The sequence below is a fragment of the Rhizobium sp. PP-F2F-G48 genome (genome assembly GCF_004342335.1).
Classification (GTDB): Bacteria; Pseudomonadota; Alphaproteobacteria; order Rhizobiales; family Rhizobiaceae; genus Ferranicluibacter.
This window is the reverse complement of record NZ_SLVH01000004.1, coordinates 186,584-199,772: the sequence shown is the minus strand read 5'-3', so window position 1 is coordinate 199,772 and position 13,189 is coordinate 186,584. Positions and strand designations below refer to the sequence as shown.

The 13,189-nt window shown below is 63.6% G+C and carries 9 protein-coding genes; 5 read left to right on the top strand and 4 right to left on the bottom strand.

Annotation, left to right across the window (positions count from 1 at the left end; genetic code table 11):
- Positions 1-35: 35 nt before the first annotated feature.
- Positions 36-1,433 carry an FAD/NAD(P)-binding protein gene (locus tag C8J36_RS12155; RefSeq protein ID WP_132535220.1) on the bottom strand — a complete coding sequence of 466 codons (1,398 nt, stop codon included), beginning with the start codon at positions 1,431-1,433 and terminating at the stop codon, positions 36-38.
- Positions 1,434-1,702: 269 nt separating this feature from the next.
- Positions 1,703-2,095, bottom strand: a complete 393-nt coding sequence (locus tag C8J36_RS12150; protein ID WP_132535218.1) for a hypothetical protein — start codon at positions 2,093-2,095, stop codon at positions 1,703-1,705.
- A 439-nt stretch (positions 2,096-2,534) separates the two neighbouring features.
- On the opposite strand from C8J36_RS12150, the gene C8J36_RS12145 reads away from it, so the two are divergent.
- Together C8J36_RS12145 and C8J36_RS12140 are read left to right on the top strand one after the other, a co-directional pair.
- Positions 2,535-5,075 carry a DNA translocase FtsK gene (locus tag C8J36_RS12145; protein WP_245506550.1) on the top strand — a complete coding sequence of 847 codons (2,541 nt, stop codon included), beginning with the start codon at positions 2,535-2,537 and terminating at the stop codon, positions 5,073-5,075.
- Positions 5,076-5,214: 139 nt separating this feature from the next.
- Positions 5,215-5,538: a hypothetical protein gene (locus C8J36_RS12140; RefSeq protein WP_132535214.1), complete on the top strand. Its 324-nt coding sequence runs from the start codon at positions 5,215-5,217 to the stop codon at positions 5,536-5,538.
- A 97-nt stretch (positions 5,539-5,635) separates the two neighbouring features.
- Here the strand turns inward: C8J36_RS12140 and C8J36_RS12135 are convergent, their stop codons facing one another.
- On the bottom strand, positions 5,636-6,136 hold the full coding sequence (locus tag C8J36_RS12135; RefSeq protein WP_062596377.1) for a DUF3597 domain-containing protein: 501 nt from the start codon (positions 6,134-6,136) through the stop codon (positions 5,636-5,638).
- A gap of 249 nt (positions 6,137-6,385) precedes the next feature.
- On the opposite strand from C8J36_RS12135, the gene leuD reads away from it, so the two are divergent.
- Together leuD and C8J36_RS12125 are read left to right on the top strand one after the other, a co-directional pair.
- A complete protein-coding gene (gene leuD, locus C8J36_RS12130; protein WP_132535212.1) occupies positions 6,386-6,991 on the top strand; it encodes a 3-isopropylmalate dehydratase small subunit in 606 nt (201 codons plus the stop codon).
- Entirely contained in the window at positions 6,991-7,392 is a 402-nt protein-coding gene (locus C8J36_RS12125) for a RidA family protein (protein WP_132535210.1), read from the top strand. The genes leuD and C8J36_RS12125 overlap by 1 nt, the downstream gene beginning before the upstream one ends.
- A gap of 86 nt (positions 7,393-7,478) precedes the next feature.
- On the opposite strand, the gene C8J36_RS12120 is transcribed toward C8J36_RS12125, so the two are convergent.
- Complete coding sequence (locus tag C8J36_RS12120) at positions 7,479-9,233, bottom strand: glucan ABC transporter ATP-binding protein/ permease (RefSeq protein ID WP_062596380.1); 1,755 nt, start codon at positions 9,231-9,233, stop codon at positions 7,479-7,481.
- Between the two features lie 410 nt (positions 9,234-9,643).
- Here C8J36_RS12120 and pyc point away from each other — a divergent pair, with 410 nt between their 5' ends.
- Positions 9,644-13,099, top strand: coding sequence for a pyruvate carboxylase (gene pyc, locus C8J36_RS12115; protein ID WP_132535208.1), 3,456 nt, complete (start codon positions 9,644-9,646; stop codon positions 13,097-13,099).
- The last annotated feature ends 90 nt before the right edge of the window (positions 13,100-13,189 follow it).

Below are 13,189 nucleotides of genomic sequence, written 5' to 3'. Positions count from 1 at the left end.
CGCTGAACAGGCCCTTTGCGAGACAGATGCTTTCTTCAGCCGGCCTGTCGTTGCGGGCGGGCGCGCAGGTCGATGAGGGCGGCTGCGGCATAGGTCTGGGCGACGATCTCCGGCACCAGATCGATGTCCGGCAGGGAGCCCAGCCCGAGCGGGCCGATGGCGAAGAGGCCAACCGGGCGGCCACGCGTGTCCAGAAGCTCGCCGGCCGAATTGACCGCGAGGCCGAGATGCAGTTCGTCGGTGACAGCGAGCTGATTGCGAAGGGCGGCGGCGATCACCGGCACGTCGAGATCGGCCGACAGGCAGCGGCAATCGATGATCCGGTCGGCCGTGAACAGGCTTTCGCCCTGCTCCCCGGCCCAACGCACGACGAGGCCTTCGCTCGACCGCCGCAGCGCCGTGCCACGCCTGAGGTCCGTCAGGCCGGCGCCGAGCTCGCGCTCCAGCCGGGCATGGACGTCGGCAGGCAACCGGTTGCGATGGGCGTCGTAGATCGAGCGGAGATGCCGGTTGAACTGCCGCTTCTCGCTGGGCGGAAGCGACGACCAGAGCGAGCTTGCCCGCTTGCGCAGCCCGTTCATGGCCGCCTGCCAGCTCCAGCCGTTCTCTTCCGCCTCCGCACAGGCCTCCCGCACGAACCGCAGGATATGGCGCAGCTGCGACGGCATGGGCTGGGTGGGGAACACGGAATCGGCAGCAAGCCGCGTGTGCGGCTGGGGCAGGAAGCCACGGCGCGAGAGGATGGAGATCCGTCCGGCAAACCCGGCATCGCGCAGCTGCAGCACCTGGTCGATGGCCCGAAGACCGCTGCCCATGACGATCACATGCTTTTCGACGCTTTCCCGCGTGGTGATTTCCCGGGTCACCGCCCGCGCCACGTCGCCGGCATCGGCCTTCAGCCCGTAGCCGGTGGCAAGGATCACGTCGTCGAACACCATGGCGCCGCCATCGGCAAAGCCGAGACGCACGCCGCCATGATCGAGCCGTCGAAGATCGTCGGCGACATCATGGGACATCTGCACCGTGACGTCGCGCCGCTGGGCCAGCGCCTCGGAGAAGCGCTGGTAGACATAATCGCTGAAGATCGACTTCGGCACGAAGATCTGTCCGAAACCGGGTATGGCGGCGGACACCGCATCGCGAAACTCGCTGCTGGCCTGCAGCCAGCGGGTGAAATCCTTCGGCTCCCCGGTCGCCACGGAGAGATCCCGTGCGCGACTGTTGAGAATTTCGGTCGAACGCGCGCCGGCAAGCGCCTGTCCGCCGCTGATGGTGGGCGCGGGATCGAAAAGGCGCAACCGGAAGGGTTGCGAGACCGTCTTCAGGAGAGCGATGGCCATCATGATGCCGGAGAAGCCACGACCGACCACCGCGATATCGAGCGGGTCGCCAGGTGCGCGTCGGCTGGACATGGAAAAGCCCTGAACCGTCATATCATTCCTCCCTTGCTGCCACCTCTGGCAGGTGTCGGATTGTTGAACTTGATGCCCTCGCCCCGATCGTCCCTGGGACGTCACCGGCGCATGCGTTCACACATATGCGGTTTCTGTCGTGATCCTGGATTACACCATGGGTCCGGCCCGCCATCAAGCGGTTTTCACGATCCGTTAACGTCTGCCATCGACGGGTAGGACGCCCCGTCGGACGAAAAGGCCGTCGTACAACGAGAAAGGGGCCGCTTTCGCAGCCCCTTGTCTGGTTCTCAGCGAACGGCGCGATGCGCCTGCTGTCGCTCCATCCGTCGGATGAAGGCATTGATATCGGCGCGACCGTTGCGCACCTGACGCTTGCGCACCATGATGCCCATGATGCGGGCCGCCGTGGACACCGTCATGTCGTCGAGCGGGCTTTCGCTCGACCACGGCTTGGTCAACTGCGACGTCACCACCTCCCGGACGGACGTCGGCAGAATATCGGTGCATCCGCGCATATGATCGAAGATCAGCGTGATCGGCAGGAGTGCACCTTGGTAGTAGAGGGTCGGCGCATCGGCGCCGCCGTCCCATTCCTCATAGGCGTCGATCGCCTCGCGGAACAGCTGATGCAGGGTAATCGGAGCATGCCCCTGGTGAAGCTCTGGCAGTAGAGTGTTCATCTGCGTCTCCTCACTTTGCTTCGACGCGGGCGGGTCGCGCCTGCACATTTCCGCCTGACGTATTAATGACCTGCTTTGCCGTCCGGTTCCAGCCTTGCGAGAAATTTTTTTGCGCATTTCAGAGCAGTTATAATTCTTAAGTCAACGATTACAATACTGTAGCAAAGGGACATCGGCCTTTCACCCCTGTTGGGCGTGTCGCGTGGAAAGGGCTGATTAACCTTTATTTTCTATTGAATAGAGGTGCCCATCGGCCCTCATGTTCCCGAGTTTGCAGGTTCCCATGCGTCTATCCAGAACGAATCTTCCCCACGGTATCGAAACGACGAAAGCGGAGGATGCGCACCAGCGCATCGAGCCGGTCAAGCGCATCTACGGCACGCCGGAGACGCTCGGCAGCGCTTTCCTGTCGGGCACCGATACGGAGAATGCCGACGAGATGGCCGCGGGCGAGATCGAAGGACGCGCGCCGATCTGGCAAAGCAACTTCGTCATCGGCCCGAATGTCCGCTTCACCCGGACACCGGACAGCGCCTACCCCAAACGCAGCCCGAAATCGCCGCCCATGCTCGAAATGGTGCAGATCAACGAGCCCCTCGCCGCGTTGACCGCGGACATGACAGAGGCCAACGCCTCAATGGAACGCCCTGAAATGACACAGACCTTCGATATCCCCACCGACTTCGCGACAGCGCGTGGCGCGCTCGCCTTGGCGCTGAAACTGCGCCGCGAATTTTCCCAGCCGGAGGGATGGCCTCAGGCGCAGATCGAAGCACCGCGCGCCGGCGCGCCGGCGGCAGTCCAGACGATGGAAGCGGAGCCTGTTTTGACGCCTGTCATCGAGACCGTGACCGTCGAGGCGGAGGCGCCCGTCATCGCGACCGTCGCACCCCGCGCCTTCAGCTTTGCGATCAACGACGCGCTCTTCTTCGAGACACTGCTGTCGAACCCGGATTTCGATCCGTCGCTCTCTCTCGTTCCGGCTCCAGCCATTCGCGAGGCCGCGGCTGTCGAGACGGTGCCCGAGCAGGCCGCCACCCCGACCTCGCCCGAAACGCTTGCGCTTTCGACGCCACCCGTCATGCCGGCCATCGCGTTTCGCGCAAGCCCGGAATCCGTCACGGCGCTCTACCGCGTGATCGAGGTCGGCGCGACCAAGGCTCCGGTCTTGCCGATCGCCGAAGACGTCGCGGATGTCGCGACGGTCGAAGCCGAGCCTGCGCCACATGCTGCCCCGGAGCCGGTTGCCGCCGAAGTCTCCGCCGTTCCCGAAGTTGCCGAGGCGGATGCGCCGGCTGCCTTCAAGCCGCGCATCCGCGCCGCGCAGGTTCTCGCCGGACGTCTGACCCCCTCGCTGCAACTGAGTGCCGCCGCCCGCGCCATCGATCTCTCGGTGTTGCCGGAGATGGAGGGCTATCAGCTGCCGCCAGTCGATCTTCTGCAGGAGCCGGTGTTCCAGCAGACCACCTCCATGAGCCAGGAAGCGCTGGAGCAGAGCGCCGGCCTGCTGGAAAGCGTGCTGGAGGACTTCGGCGTCCGCGGCGAGATCATCGATGTCCGGCCGGGCCCGGTCGTCACGCTCTATGAGTTCGAGCCGGCACCCGGCGTCAAATCCTCGCGCGTCATCGGCCTCTCCGACGATATCGCCCGCTCCATGTCGGCGCTGTCGGCCCGCGTCGCGGTCGTTCCCGGCCGCAACGTCATCGGCATCGAGCTGCCCAATCCCGTGCGCGAAACGGTCTATTTCCGCGAGATGATCGAGTCCCACAGCTACGAGGAAACGAAGTTCAAGCTGCCGCTCTGCCTTGGCAAGACGATCGGCGGCGAGCCGGTCGTGGCGGAACTCGCCAAGATGCCGCACCTGCTTGTTGCGGGAACGACGGGTTCCGGCAAGTCGGTGGCGATCAACACGATGATCCTGTCGCTGCTCTACCGGCTGAAGCCCGAGGAATGCCGCCTGATCATGGTCGATCCGAAAATGCTGGAACTGTCGATCTACGACGGCATCCCGCATCTCCTGACCCCCGTCGTCACCGACCCGAAGAAGGCCGTCATGGCACTGAAATGGGCGGTGCGGGAAATGGAAGACCGCTATCGCAAGATGTCGCGGCTCGGCGTGCGCAATATCGACGGCTATAACGGCCGCGCAGCCATCGCCCGCGCCAAGGGCGAAACGGTGTTCACGACGGTCCAGACCGGTTTCGACCGCGGCTCCGGCGAGCCGGTGTTCGAGGAGCAGGAACTCGACCTCGCGCCGATGCCCTATATCGTCATCATCGTCGACGAGATGGCCGACCTGATGATGGTGGCCGGCAAGGAGATCGAAGGCGCGATCCAGCGGCTCGCCCAGATGGCGCGTGCCGCCGGCATCCACCTGATCATGGCGACGCAGCGTCCCTCGGTCGATGTCATCACCGGCACGATCAAGGCCAACTTCCCGACCCGCATCTCCTTCCAGGTGACGTCGAAGATCGACAGCCGCACCATCCTGGGCGAGCAGGGTGCCGAACATCTGCTCGGACAGGGTGACATGCTGCACATGGTCGGCGGCGGACGCATCGCCCGTGTCCACGGGCCGTTCGTCTCCGACGAAGAGGTCGAGAAGGTCGTCACTCATCTGAAGGCCCAGGGCCGTCCCGAATATCTCGGCACCGTGACGGAAGATGCGGACGAGGTGGAAGAGGCTCCCGAAGAAGATACGGCTGTGTTCGACAAGTCCGGCATGGCCGAGGAAGACGGTCAGGACCTATACGACAAGGCCGTGAAGGTGGTGCTGCGCGACAAGAAGTGCTCGACCTCCTACATCCAGCGCCGCCTCCAGATCGGCTATAACCGGGCCGCCTCCCTGGTGGAGCGCATGGAGCGCGAAGGCCTGGTCGGCGCGGCGAACCATGTCGGCAAGCGGTCGATCATTGCCGGCGGACGCGACGCCATGGAGCCCGTCGCCATCGAGCCCGCCATGATGGAAAGCGACGATTGAGAACCCGGGATGCGCCGCGGCATGGCAACATGCCTCGGCGCTCTCGCATCATGTCCTGTCAAAGCGCTGGAACCAAATTCTGCCAATTGGATTGAAGGAGATTGTTCAAGGCGCGAAATGGCGCGTGGGAGGTCGTATCATGATGAAAGTTCTCGTTTCTGCCGGCATGGCGCTGGCGATTGCAGCGGGCGGAACCGCAGGGTTTGCGGGCGTTGCCAACGCCCAGGGTGTCGAGCTGCGTGTCGGCCCGGACGGCATTCGTCCGGTCATTCGCGAGCCCCGTCGTGAGCGTGGTCGCGATCGCTGCGGCGAGCGTGAAGCCCGCGCCGCTGCCCGCGATTCCGGCCTGCGCGATCCCGAGGTCGTCCGCGTCACCGAACGTCGCGTCGTCGTCGAAGGCATGACCCGCCGCGGTCCGCAGCGCATCACGTTCGCCAACCGGGACGGCTGCCCTGAAATCTGAGCCGTCCATTCTGAAAAGCCACACCGAACAAAAGGGCTTCCGCGTCGCCGCGGAAGCCCTTTTTATTGACCTCGACGTCGATCCGTGAGGATCCGGATCAGTCGAGCAGTTCGGCCGGAACCTTGCCGCCGTTTTCCGACAGCTTCTGCAGCAGCGCCTTGTGCAGGAACATGTTCATCTTGCCGGAATCGTTCGCGTCGCCGGTATAATGCAGCTCCTGCGCCAGTTCCTTGCGTTCCGAAAGGCTCGCTTCCATGCCAAGCGCCTTCATCAGATCGACGATCGAGTGGCGCCAGTCGAGCTTCTGGCCCTTGGCGGCAACGGCCTTGTCGAGCATGGCTGCGACATCGACCGGACCGGATGCCGATGTGGCCGAAGGTGCCTGCGACGGCGCCGCTGCCGGGGTCCCGGACGTCGTGCCCGCCGTAGCCGTGCCTGCCGTTCCCGTCGGGGCAACCGGCGTGGCCGAGGGTGCCGTCGATGCGACGACGGGACCGGTGCCGGTCGGGTTGATGGTCGTGCCGGTCGGCGACGCGGGTGCAGCGGCCTTATCGTGATGGCCGAAGATCGCGTCCTTGATCTTATCGAAAATGCCCATTGGGAACGTCCTCCTGTGGTGGGGCGGCGCATTGCATGCGCACCGTCCTCAACGCTTTACCTATGCCGCAGGTTTCGTTCTCCAAGACCTCGCTCCGGAATGGCAACCGAAAGATGCGGGTTAACGCGCGTTTCCGGCACCCAGGTGTCGCGGAGGCCGCCTCACAGCCAGAAATTTTCCTTCAATTCATCGGCGTTTTGCTCTAAAGCGCGAGCAATTCCCTCTTCTGGAAACGAAAGTCGCAAGGCCATGGACAAGTTCGTCAAGCTCACCGGCGTCGCCGCTCCCCTGCCCGTCGTCAATGTCGACACGGACATGATCATTCCGAAGGATTACCTGAAGACGATCAAGCGCACCGGGCTCGGCACCGGCCTGTTCGCCGAGGCGCGCTACAACGAGGACGGAACGCCAAACGAAAGCTTCGTTCTGAACAAGCCCGCCTACAAGGATGCCAAGATCCTCGTTGCCGGCGACAACTTCGGCTGCGGCTCCTCGCGCGAACATGCGCCGTGGGCGCTGCTCGACTTCGGCATCCGTTGCGTCATCTCGACGTCGTTTGCCGATATCTTCTACAACAACTGTTTCAAGAACGGCATTCTGCCGGTCGTCGTCAGCCCCGAGGATCTGGAAAAGCTGATGGACGATGCGAGCCGCGGCTCGAACGCCGTTCTCACCGTCGATCTGGAAAACCTGGAGATCACCGGCCCCGACGGCGGCAAGATCAGCTTCGAGCTCGACGCCTTCAAGCGTCATTGCATGCTGAACGGTCTCGATGATATCGGCCTGACGCTGGAAAAGGTCTCGGCCATCGATGGCTTCGAGAAGGTCAATGCCGTCGAGCGGCCCTGGGCCTGATGCCCGGCGCTGAAGCACCGGAAACCCGCCATCTGATCTCTTCCGGCTCGCCGTTCGAAAGAACGGCGGGCTATTCGCGTGCCGTGGTGCAGGGCGACTGGTGCTTCGTCTCGGGCACGACGGGCTATGACTACGCGACGATGACCATGCCCGACACGGTGGAAGAACAGGCCCGCAATTGCCTGAGGACCATCGAAGGCGTCGTCCGGGAAGCCGGCTTCTCTTTGTCCGATGTCGTTCGCTGCCACTATTACATCACCGATGCCGCCTTCGCCGACCGGGTCTTCCCGACCCTCGGGGAAGCCTTCGGCGAGATCCGCCCGGCGGCCACCATGGTCGTCTGCGGCCTGATCCGCCCGGAAATGCTGATCGAGATCGAGGTCACGGCCCTTCGCCGCTGACCACGACGCCAATGCCTAGCCCCAACGCAAGAACGCCCCGCTTTCAACGGGGCGTTCTCGTATCCGGTGTTTCGATCGCTGACGGATCAGGCAGCCGTCGCGCGGCGGACGTCGTCGTCCGTCAGGATGCCCGAGGCCCGCAGCAGGGCTGCAAAGCGGCCGTTGGACTGGCTGAGTTCGTTGAACCCGCCCATTTCGACGATCCGGCCACGGTCCATGAAGACCACCAGGTCGGCTTCGCGAACCGTCGAGAGACGGTGGGCGATGATGAAGGTCGTACGATCCTTGCGCAGGTTGTCGATGGCGTCCTTCACCCGGTTTTCGGTTTCCACGTCGAGCGCGGAGGTGGCTTCGTCCAGCACCAGGATCGGTGCGTTCTTCAGGATGGCACGAGCGATCGCGATCCGCTGGCGCTCGCCGCCGGAGAGGCGGTTGCCCCGTTCGCCGACCCGTGTGTCGTAGCCCGTGTCACGGCTTTCGATGAAGTCCGAAGCAGCGGCAGCTTCAGCGGCCTTCACGACCTCTTCGAGCGTGGCATCTTCGCGGCCCAGACGGATGTTGTCCGAAATCGACCGGTTGAGCAGGCCGGCATCCTGGAAGACGGTGGCGATCGAGGCACGCAGCGACTTGCGGGTCACCTTGGCAACATCGACGCCGTCGATCAGGACCTTGCCGGAGGCCGGTTCGTTTACACGCTGCAGCATGTTGATCAGCGTGGTCTTGCCGGAGCCGGTCGGGCCGACGATGGCGATGGTCTGGCCGGCTTTCACCTTGATGTTGATGTCGTGCAGGCCGTCCGAGGTGCCCGGGAAATGATAGGTCAGGTCGCGGAACTCGACGTCGCCACGAACATGGTTCAGTTCACCGGCATCGGCAGGCTCTTCCCGGTCACGAACCGAGTCTTCCAGGTTGAAGAAGTCTTCCAGCTTGGCGCGGGCTTCAAAGATCTGGTTGACGAAGTTCTTCATCTGGTCGAGACGGCCGATCAGAAGGTTCGCAAAGCCGATGAAGGCAACCACTTCGCCGACACCCAGTTCGCCGCGCTGGACGAGGATGGTGCCGATGACGAGGATCGTCATCATGGAGATCGTGGAGGCCATGCGGTTGAGGCCGCTGGCCAGCGCCCACCAGTCGAGGACCGGCAGCTGGACCGACATGAGCTTCTGCGTAAAGGCCTTCAGTTCGCGTGTTTCGGCTTCGATACGGTTGTAGCTGTGAACGACCGAGACGTTGCTGATGGCGTCCGACACATGGCCGAACACGGTGTGATAGTGACCTTCGACCGCAGCCTGGCCATCCTTGGTCTTCGCCATGACGAGCTTGCCGATGACGACATAGAGCGTGCCGAGAACGACGAGGACGATCGACAGGCGCCAGTCCATCGCAAAGGCGGTGGGAACCAGCAGCGTCAGCGCAACGGCCGTCGAGAGATGCTCGCGCATGAATTCGAGCCAGAGGCCGAACAGCGTTTCGCAAGCCCGCAGCAGCGTATGCAGCGCGTTCGACGTGCCACGCTGGCTGTGCCAGGACAGCGGCATGGAAATGATGCGGCTGAAGGCTTCCGTGATCAGCGTCGCGCGGCGCTGATGCGCCAGGCGGTCGGCCTCACGGGCAACCAGCACGAAAGCGATGGTGTTGAAGATGCCGAGCGTCGCCCACATGATCAGGGTCGACGTGACTTCCGTCTTGGAGGAGATCGCGTCGATGATGCGGCCGAACAGGATCGGCTCGGCGATCGTGATGCAGGCCAGGACGATATTGGCGACCACGATGGCGGAAACGCGAAGCTTGTGAGCGGCGAGATACTGGAGGGCTCTCGCATAGACCTGAAACAATGACACTATCTTATCCCTCGTGGGAAAACTCGTTGTCGCGCCAGACCGGCCAACCGGCCCGGCTTGATGGCGAACCGGTCAGAAGGCGTGCTTCTCCCTGTTCGATGACGCCACTATCGCAATCGCAACATGAATGGTCGCTGAACGGGGTATTCATGTTGCGTCGCAGCGAAATGGAGGCGGTGCATTCACCGCTCGCAACAGCCCTTCCGAGAGTGTCCGGGATTGGCTATCGTGTTGCGTCAGTGTCGCTGAACACGCTGCGGTCCGGGACTTCGATCGCTTGGAAGGACAGGACGCGAGAGGGCGTCGAATATGACATGCGCATGAAATCCGAAATTGAACTTCCGAATGGCAACCGATAGAAGTTATTCCGCGGTGCAGCAGAACCGCCTGTCAAGGTGTAGGAGGCCAGCTTGTCCATTAAAAAGATTCTCGTTGCCAATCGATCGGAAATCGCGATCCGCGTGTTTCGGGCAGCCGACGAGCTGGGCCTGAAGACGGTGGCGATCTGGGCCGAAGAGGACAAGCTTGCCCTGCACCGCTTCAAGGCGGACGAAAGCTACCAGATCGGGCGGGGGCCCCATCTGGAGCGCGACCTCGGACCGATCGAAAGCTATCTCTCGATCGACGAGATCCTGCGGGTCGCCAAGCTCTCGGGTGCGGACGCGATCCATCCGGGTTACGGCCTGTTGTCGGAGAGCCCGGAATTCGTGGATGCCTGCAAGGAAGCCGGCATCATCTTCATCGGCCCGACGGGCGATACGATGCGCCGCCTCGGCAACAAGGTCGCCGCCCGCAATCTGGCCATCGAGATCGGCGTTCCCGTGGTCCCTGCCACCGAACCGCTGCCCGACGATATGGCGCAGGTGGCGCGCATGGCCGAGGAGATCGGCTATCCGATCATGCTCAAGGCCTCCTGGGGCGGCGGCGGGCGCGGCATGCGCGCCATCCGCGATCCGAAGGATCTTGCCCGCGAAGTGACGGAAGCCAAGCGCGAGGCGAAGGCCGCCTTCGGCAAGGACGAAGTCTATCTGGAAAAGCTAGTGGAGCGTGCACGCCATGTGGAAAGCCAGGTTCTGGGCGACACCCACGGCAATGTCGTGCACCTGTTCGAGCGTGACTGTTCGGTTCAACGCCGTAACCAGAAGGTCGTGGAGCGGGCGCCCGCCCCCTATCTGAACGAGGCGCAGCGCCAGGAGCTTGCAGCCTACTCGGTCAAGATCGCCCAGGCGACCAGCTACATCGGCGCCGGCACGGTCGAGTATCTGATGGATATGGACACCGGCAAGTTCTACTTCATTGAGGTGAACCCGCGCATCCAGGTCGAGCACACCGTGACCGAAGTCGTCACCGGCATCGACATTGTCAAGGCGCAGATCCACATTCTCGACGGCCACGCGATCGGGACGCCGGAATCGGGCGTGCCGAAGCAGGCGGACATCCGGCTGAACGGCAACGCGCTTCAGTGCCGCATTACGACGGAAGACCCCGAGCAGAACTTTATTCCCGACTATGGCCGTATCACCGGCTATCGCTCGGCGGCCGGCTTCGGCATCCGGCTCGATGGCGGCACGGCCTATACCGGCGCGGTCATTACCCGCTTCTACGATCCGCTGCTGGTCAAAGTGACCGTCTGGGCGCCGGGAGCGGCCGAGGCGATCACCCGCATGGAGCGCGCCCTGCGCGAATTCCGTATCCGCGGCGTGGCGACGAACCTCACCTTCCTCGAGGCCATCATCACGCATCCAAAATTCCGGGACAATTCCTATACGACGCGCTTCATCGATACGACGCCGGAGCTCTTCCAGCAGGTCAAGCGTCAGGACCGCGCGTCGAAGCTGCTGACCTATCTCGCCGACGTCACCGTCAACGGCCATCCCGAAGCCAAGGGCCGGCCGCGCCCGCCGGCCGATGTCGCAAAACCGGTCGTGCCCTACGTCAAGACCGACATCGTGCCCGGCACCAAGCAGAAGCTGGACGAACTCGGGCCGAAAAAATTCGCCGAATGGGTGCGTGCCGAAAAGCCCGTGCTGATGACCGACACCACCATGCGCGACGGCCATCAGTCGCTGCTGGCAACGCGCATGCGGACCTACGACATCGCACGGATCGCCGGTACCTATGCGAAAGCCCTGCCGCAGTTGTTCTCGCTCGAATGCTGGGGCGGCGCGACCTTCGACGTCTCCATGCGCTTCCTGACCGAAGATCCGTGGGACCGTCTCGCCCGCATCCGCGAGGACGCGCCGAACCTGCTTCTTCAGATGCTGCTGCGCGGGGCGAACGGCGTCGGCTACAAGAACTATCCCGACAATGTCGTCAAATACTTCGTGCGCCAAGCGGCCCGCGAAGGCATCGACGTGTTCCGCGTGTTCGACTGCCTGAACTGGGTGGAGAACATGCGCGTGTCGATGGACGCCGTGAACGAGGAGAACCGCATCTGCGAAGCGGCGATCTGCTACACCGGCGACATTCTCAACGCCGCTCGCCCGAAATACGACCTGAAATACTACACGGCCCTTGCCGGCGAGCTGGAACGGGCCGGCGCCCACATGATCGCGCTGAAGGACATGGCCGGCCTGCTGAAGCCGGCGGCGGCCACCGTGCTGTTCAAGGCGCTGCGCGAGGCGACAGACCTGCCGATCCATTTCCACACGCACGACACCTCGGGCATTGCCGCGGCAACCGTGCTCGCCGCCGTGGATGCGGGCGTCGATGTGGTCGATGCCGCGATGGACGCGCTGTCCGGCAACACCTCGCAGCCCTGCCTCGGCTCGATCGTCGAAGCGCTGAAGGGCTCCGAGCGCGATCCGGGTCTCGATCCCGAAGCGATCCGCCGCATCTCCTTCTACTGGGAAGCCGTGCGCCACCAGTATGCGGCCTTCGAGAGTGACCTCAAGGGACCGGCATCGGAAGTCTATCTCCACGAAATGCCGGGCGGCCAGTTCACCAATCTCAAGGAACAGGCGCGCTCGCTGGGTCTGGAGACCAAGTGGCATCGGGTCGCCCAGACCTATGCCGACGTCAACCAGATGTTCGGCGACATCGTCAAGGTCACGCCGTCCTCCAAGGTGGTGGGCGACATGGCGCTGATGATGGTGAGTCAGGATCTCTCCGTTGCCGACGTCGAAAATCCGGCCAAGGACGTGTCCTTCCCGGAATCGGTCGTCTCCATGCTGAAGGGGGATCTCGGTCAGCCTCCGGGCGGGTGGCCGGAAGCGCTGCAGAAGAAGGCGCTGAAGGGCGAGGACGCTTATACCGATCGCCCAGGGTCGCTGCTGCCGGACGCCGATCTCGATGCCGAACGCCAGGAGGTCGAGGCCAAGATCGGCCGTCCGGTGTCGGATGCCGAGTTCGCCTCCTACCTCATGTATCCCAAGGTCTTCACCGACTACGCGCTGGCTGTCGAGACCTACGGTCCCGTCTCGGTGCTGCCGACGAATGCCTATTTCTACGGACTGACGACGGGCGAGGAGCTTCTACCCGAGATCGAGCGCGGCAAGGCGCTGGTCATCCAGCACCAGGCCAAGAGCGAGCCGGACGAGCAGGCCATGGTCAAGGTCTTCTTCGAGCTGAACGGCCAGGCCCGCATGATCAAGGTGCCCGACCGCAACCGCGCGGCGACCGCCGCCGTGCGCCGCAAGGCCGAAGCCGGCAACGTCGCCCATCTCGGCGCGCCGATGCCGGGCGTCGTCTCGACCGTCGCCATCTCCGCCGGCCAGACCGTCAAGGCCGGCGACGTGCTGCTCTCCATCGAAGCCATGAAGATGGAAACCGCGCTTCACGCTGAAAAGGACGGCACGATCGCAGAAGTGCTGGTGAAGGCCGGCGACCAGATCGACACGAAGGACTTGCTCGTCGTCTTCGGTTGAAGACTGCGACCCGATGACATCGAGAACACCGGCCGGCGACGGCCGGTGTTCTGCGTTCGAGCCGGTGTTCTGCGTTCGAGACGGGCTATC

Excerpts from the sequence above, each read along its gene's own strand:
- C8J36_RS12140 (WP_132535214.1), top strand. The coding sequence starts at position 5,215 with ATGATGAAAGTTCTCGTTTCTGCCGGCATGGCGCTGGCGATTGCAGCG.
- C8J36_RS12145 (WP_245506550.1), top strand. The coding sequence starts at position 2,535 with ATGGCCGCGGGCGAGATCGAAGGACGCGCGCCGATCTGGCAAAGCAAC.
- leuD (WP_132535212.1), top strand. The coding sequence starts at position 6,386 with ATGGACAAGTTCGTCAAGCTCACCGGCGTCGCCGCTCCCCTGCCCGTC.
- C8J36_RS12135 (WP_062596377.1), bottom strand. The coding sequence starts at position 6,136 with ATGGGCATTTTCGATAAGATCAAGGACGCGATCTTCGGCCATCACGAT.
- C8J36_RS12125 (WP_132535210.1), top strand. The coding sequence starts at position 6,991 with ATGCCCGGCGCTGAAGCACCGGAAACCCGCCATCTGATCTCTTCCGGC.
- C8J36_RS12155 (WP_132535220.1), bottom strand. The coding sequence starts at position 1,433 with ATGACGGTTCAGGGCTTTTCCATGTCCAGCCGACGCGCACCTGGCGAC.
- C8J36_RS12150 (WP_132535218.1), bottom strand. The coding sequence starts at position 2,095 with ATGAACACTCTACTGCCAGAGCTTCACCAGGGGCATGCTCCGATTACC.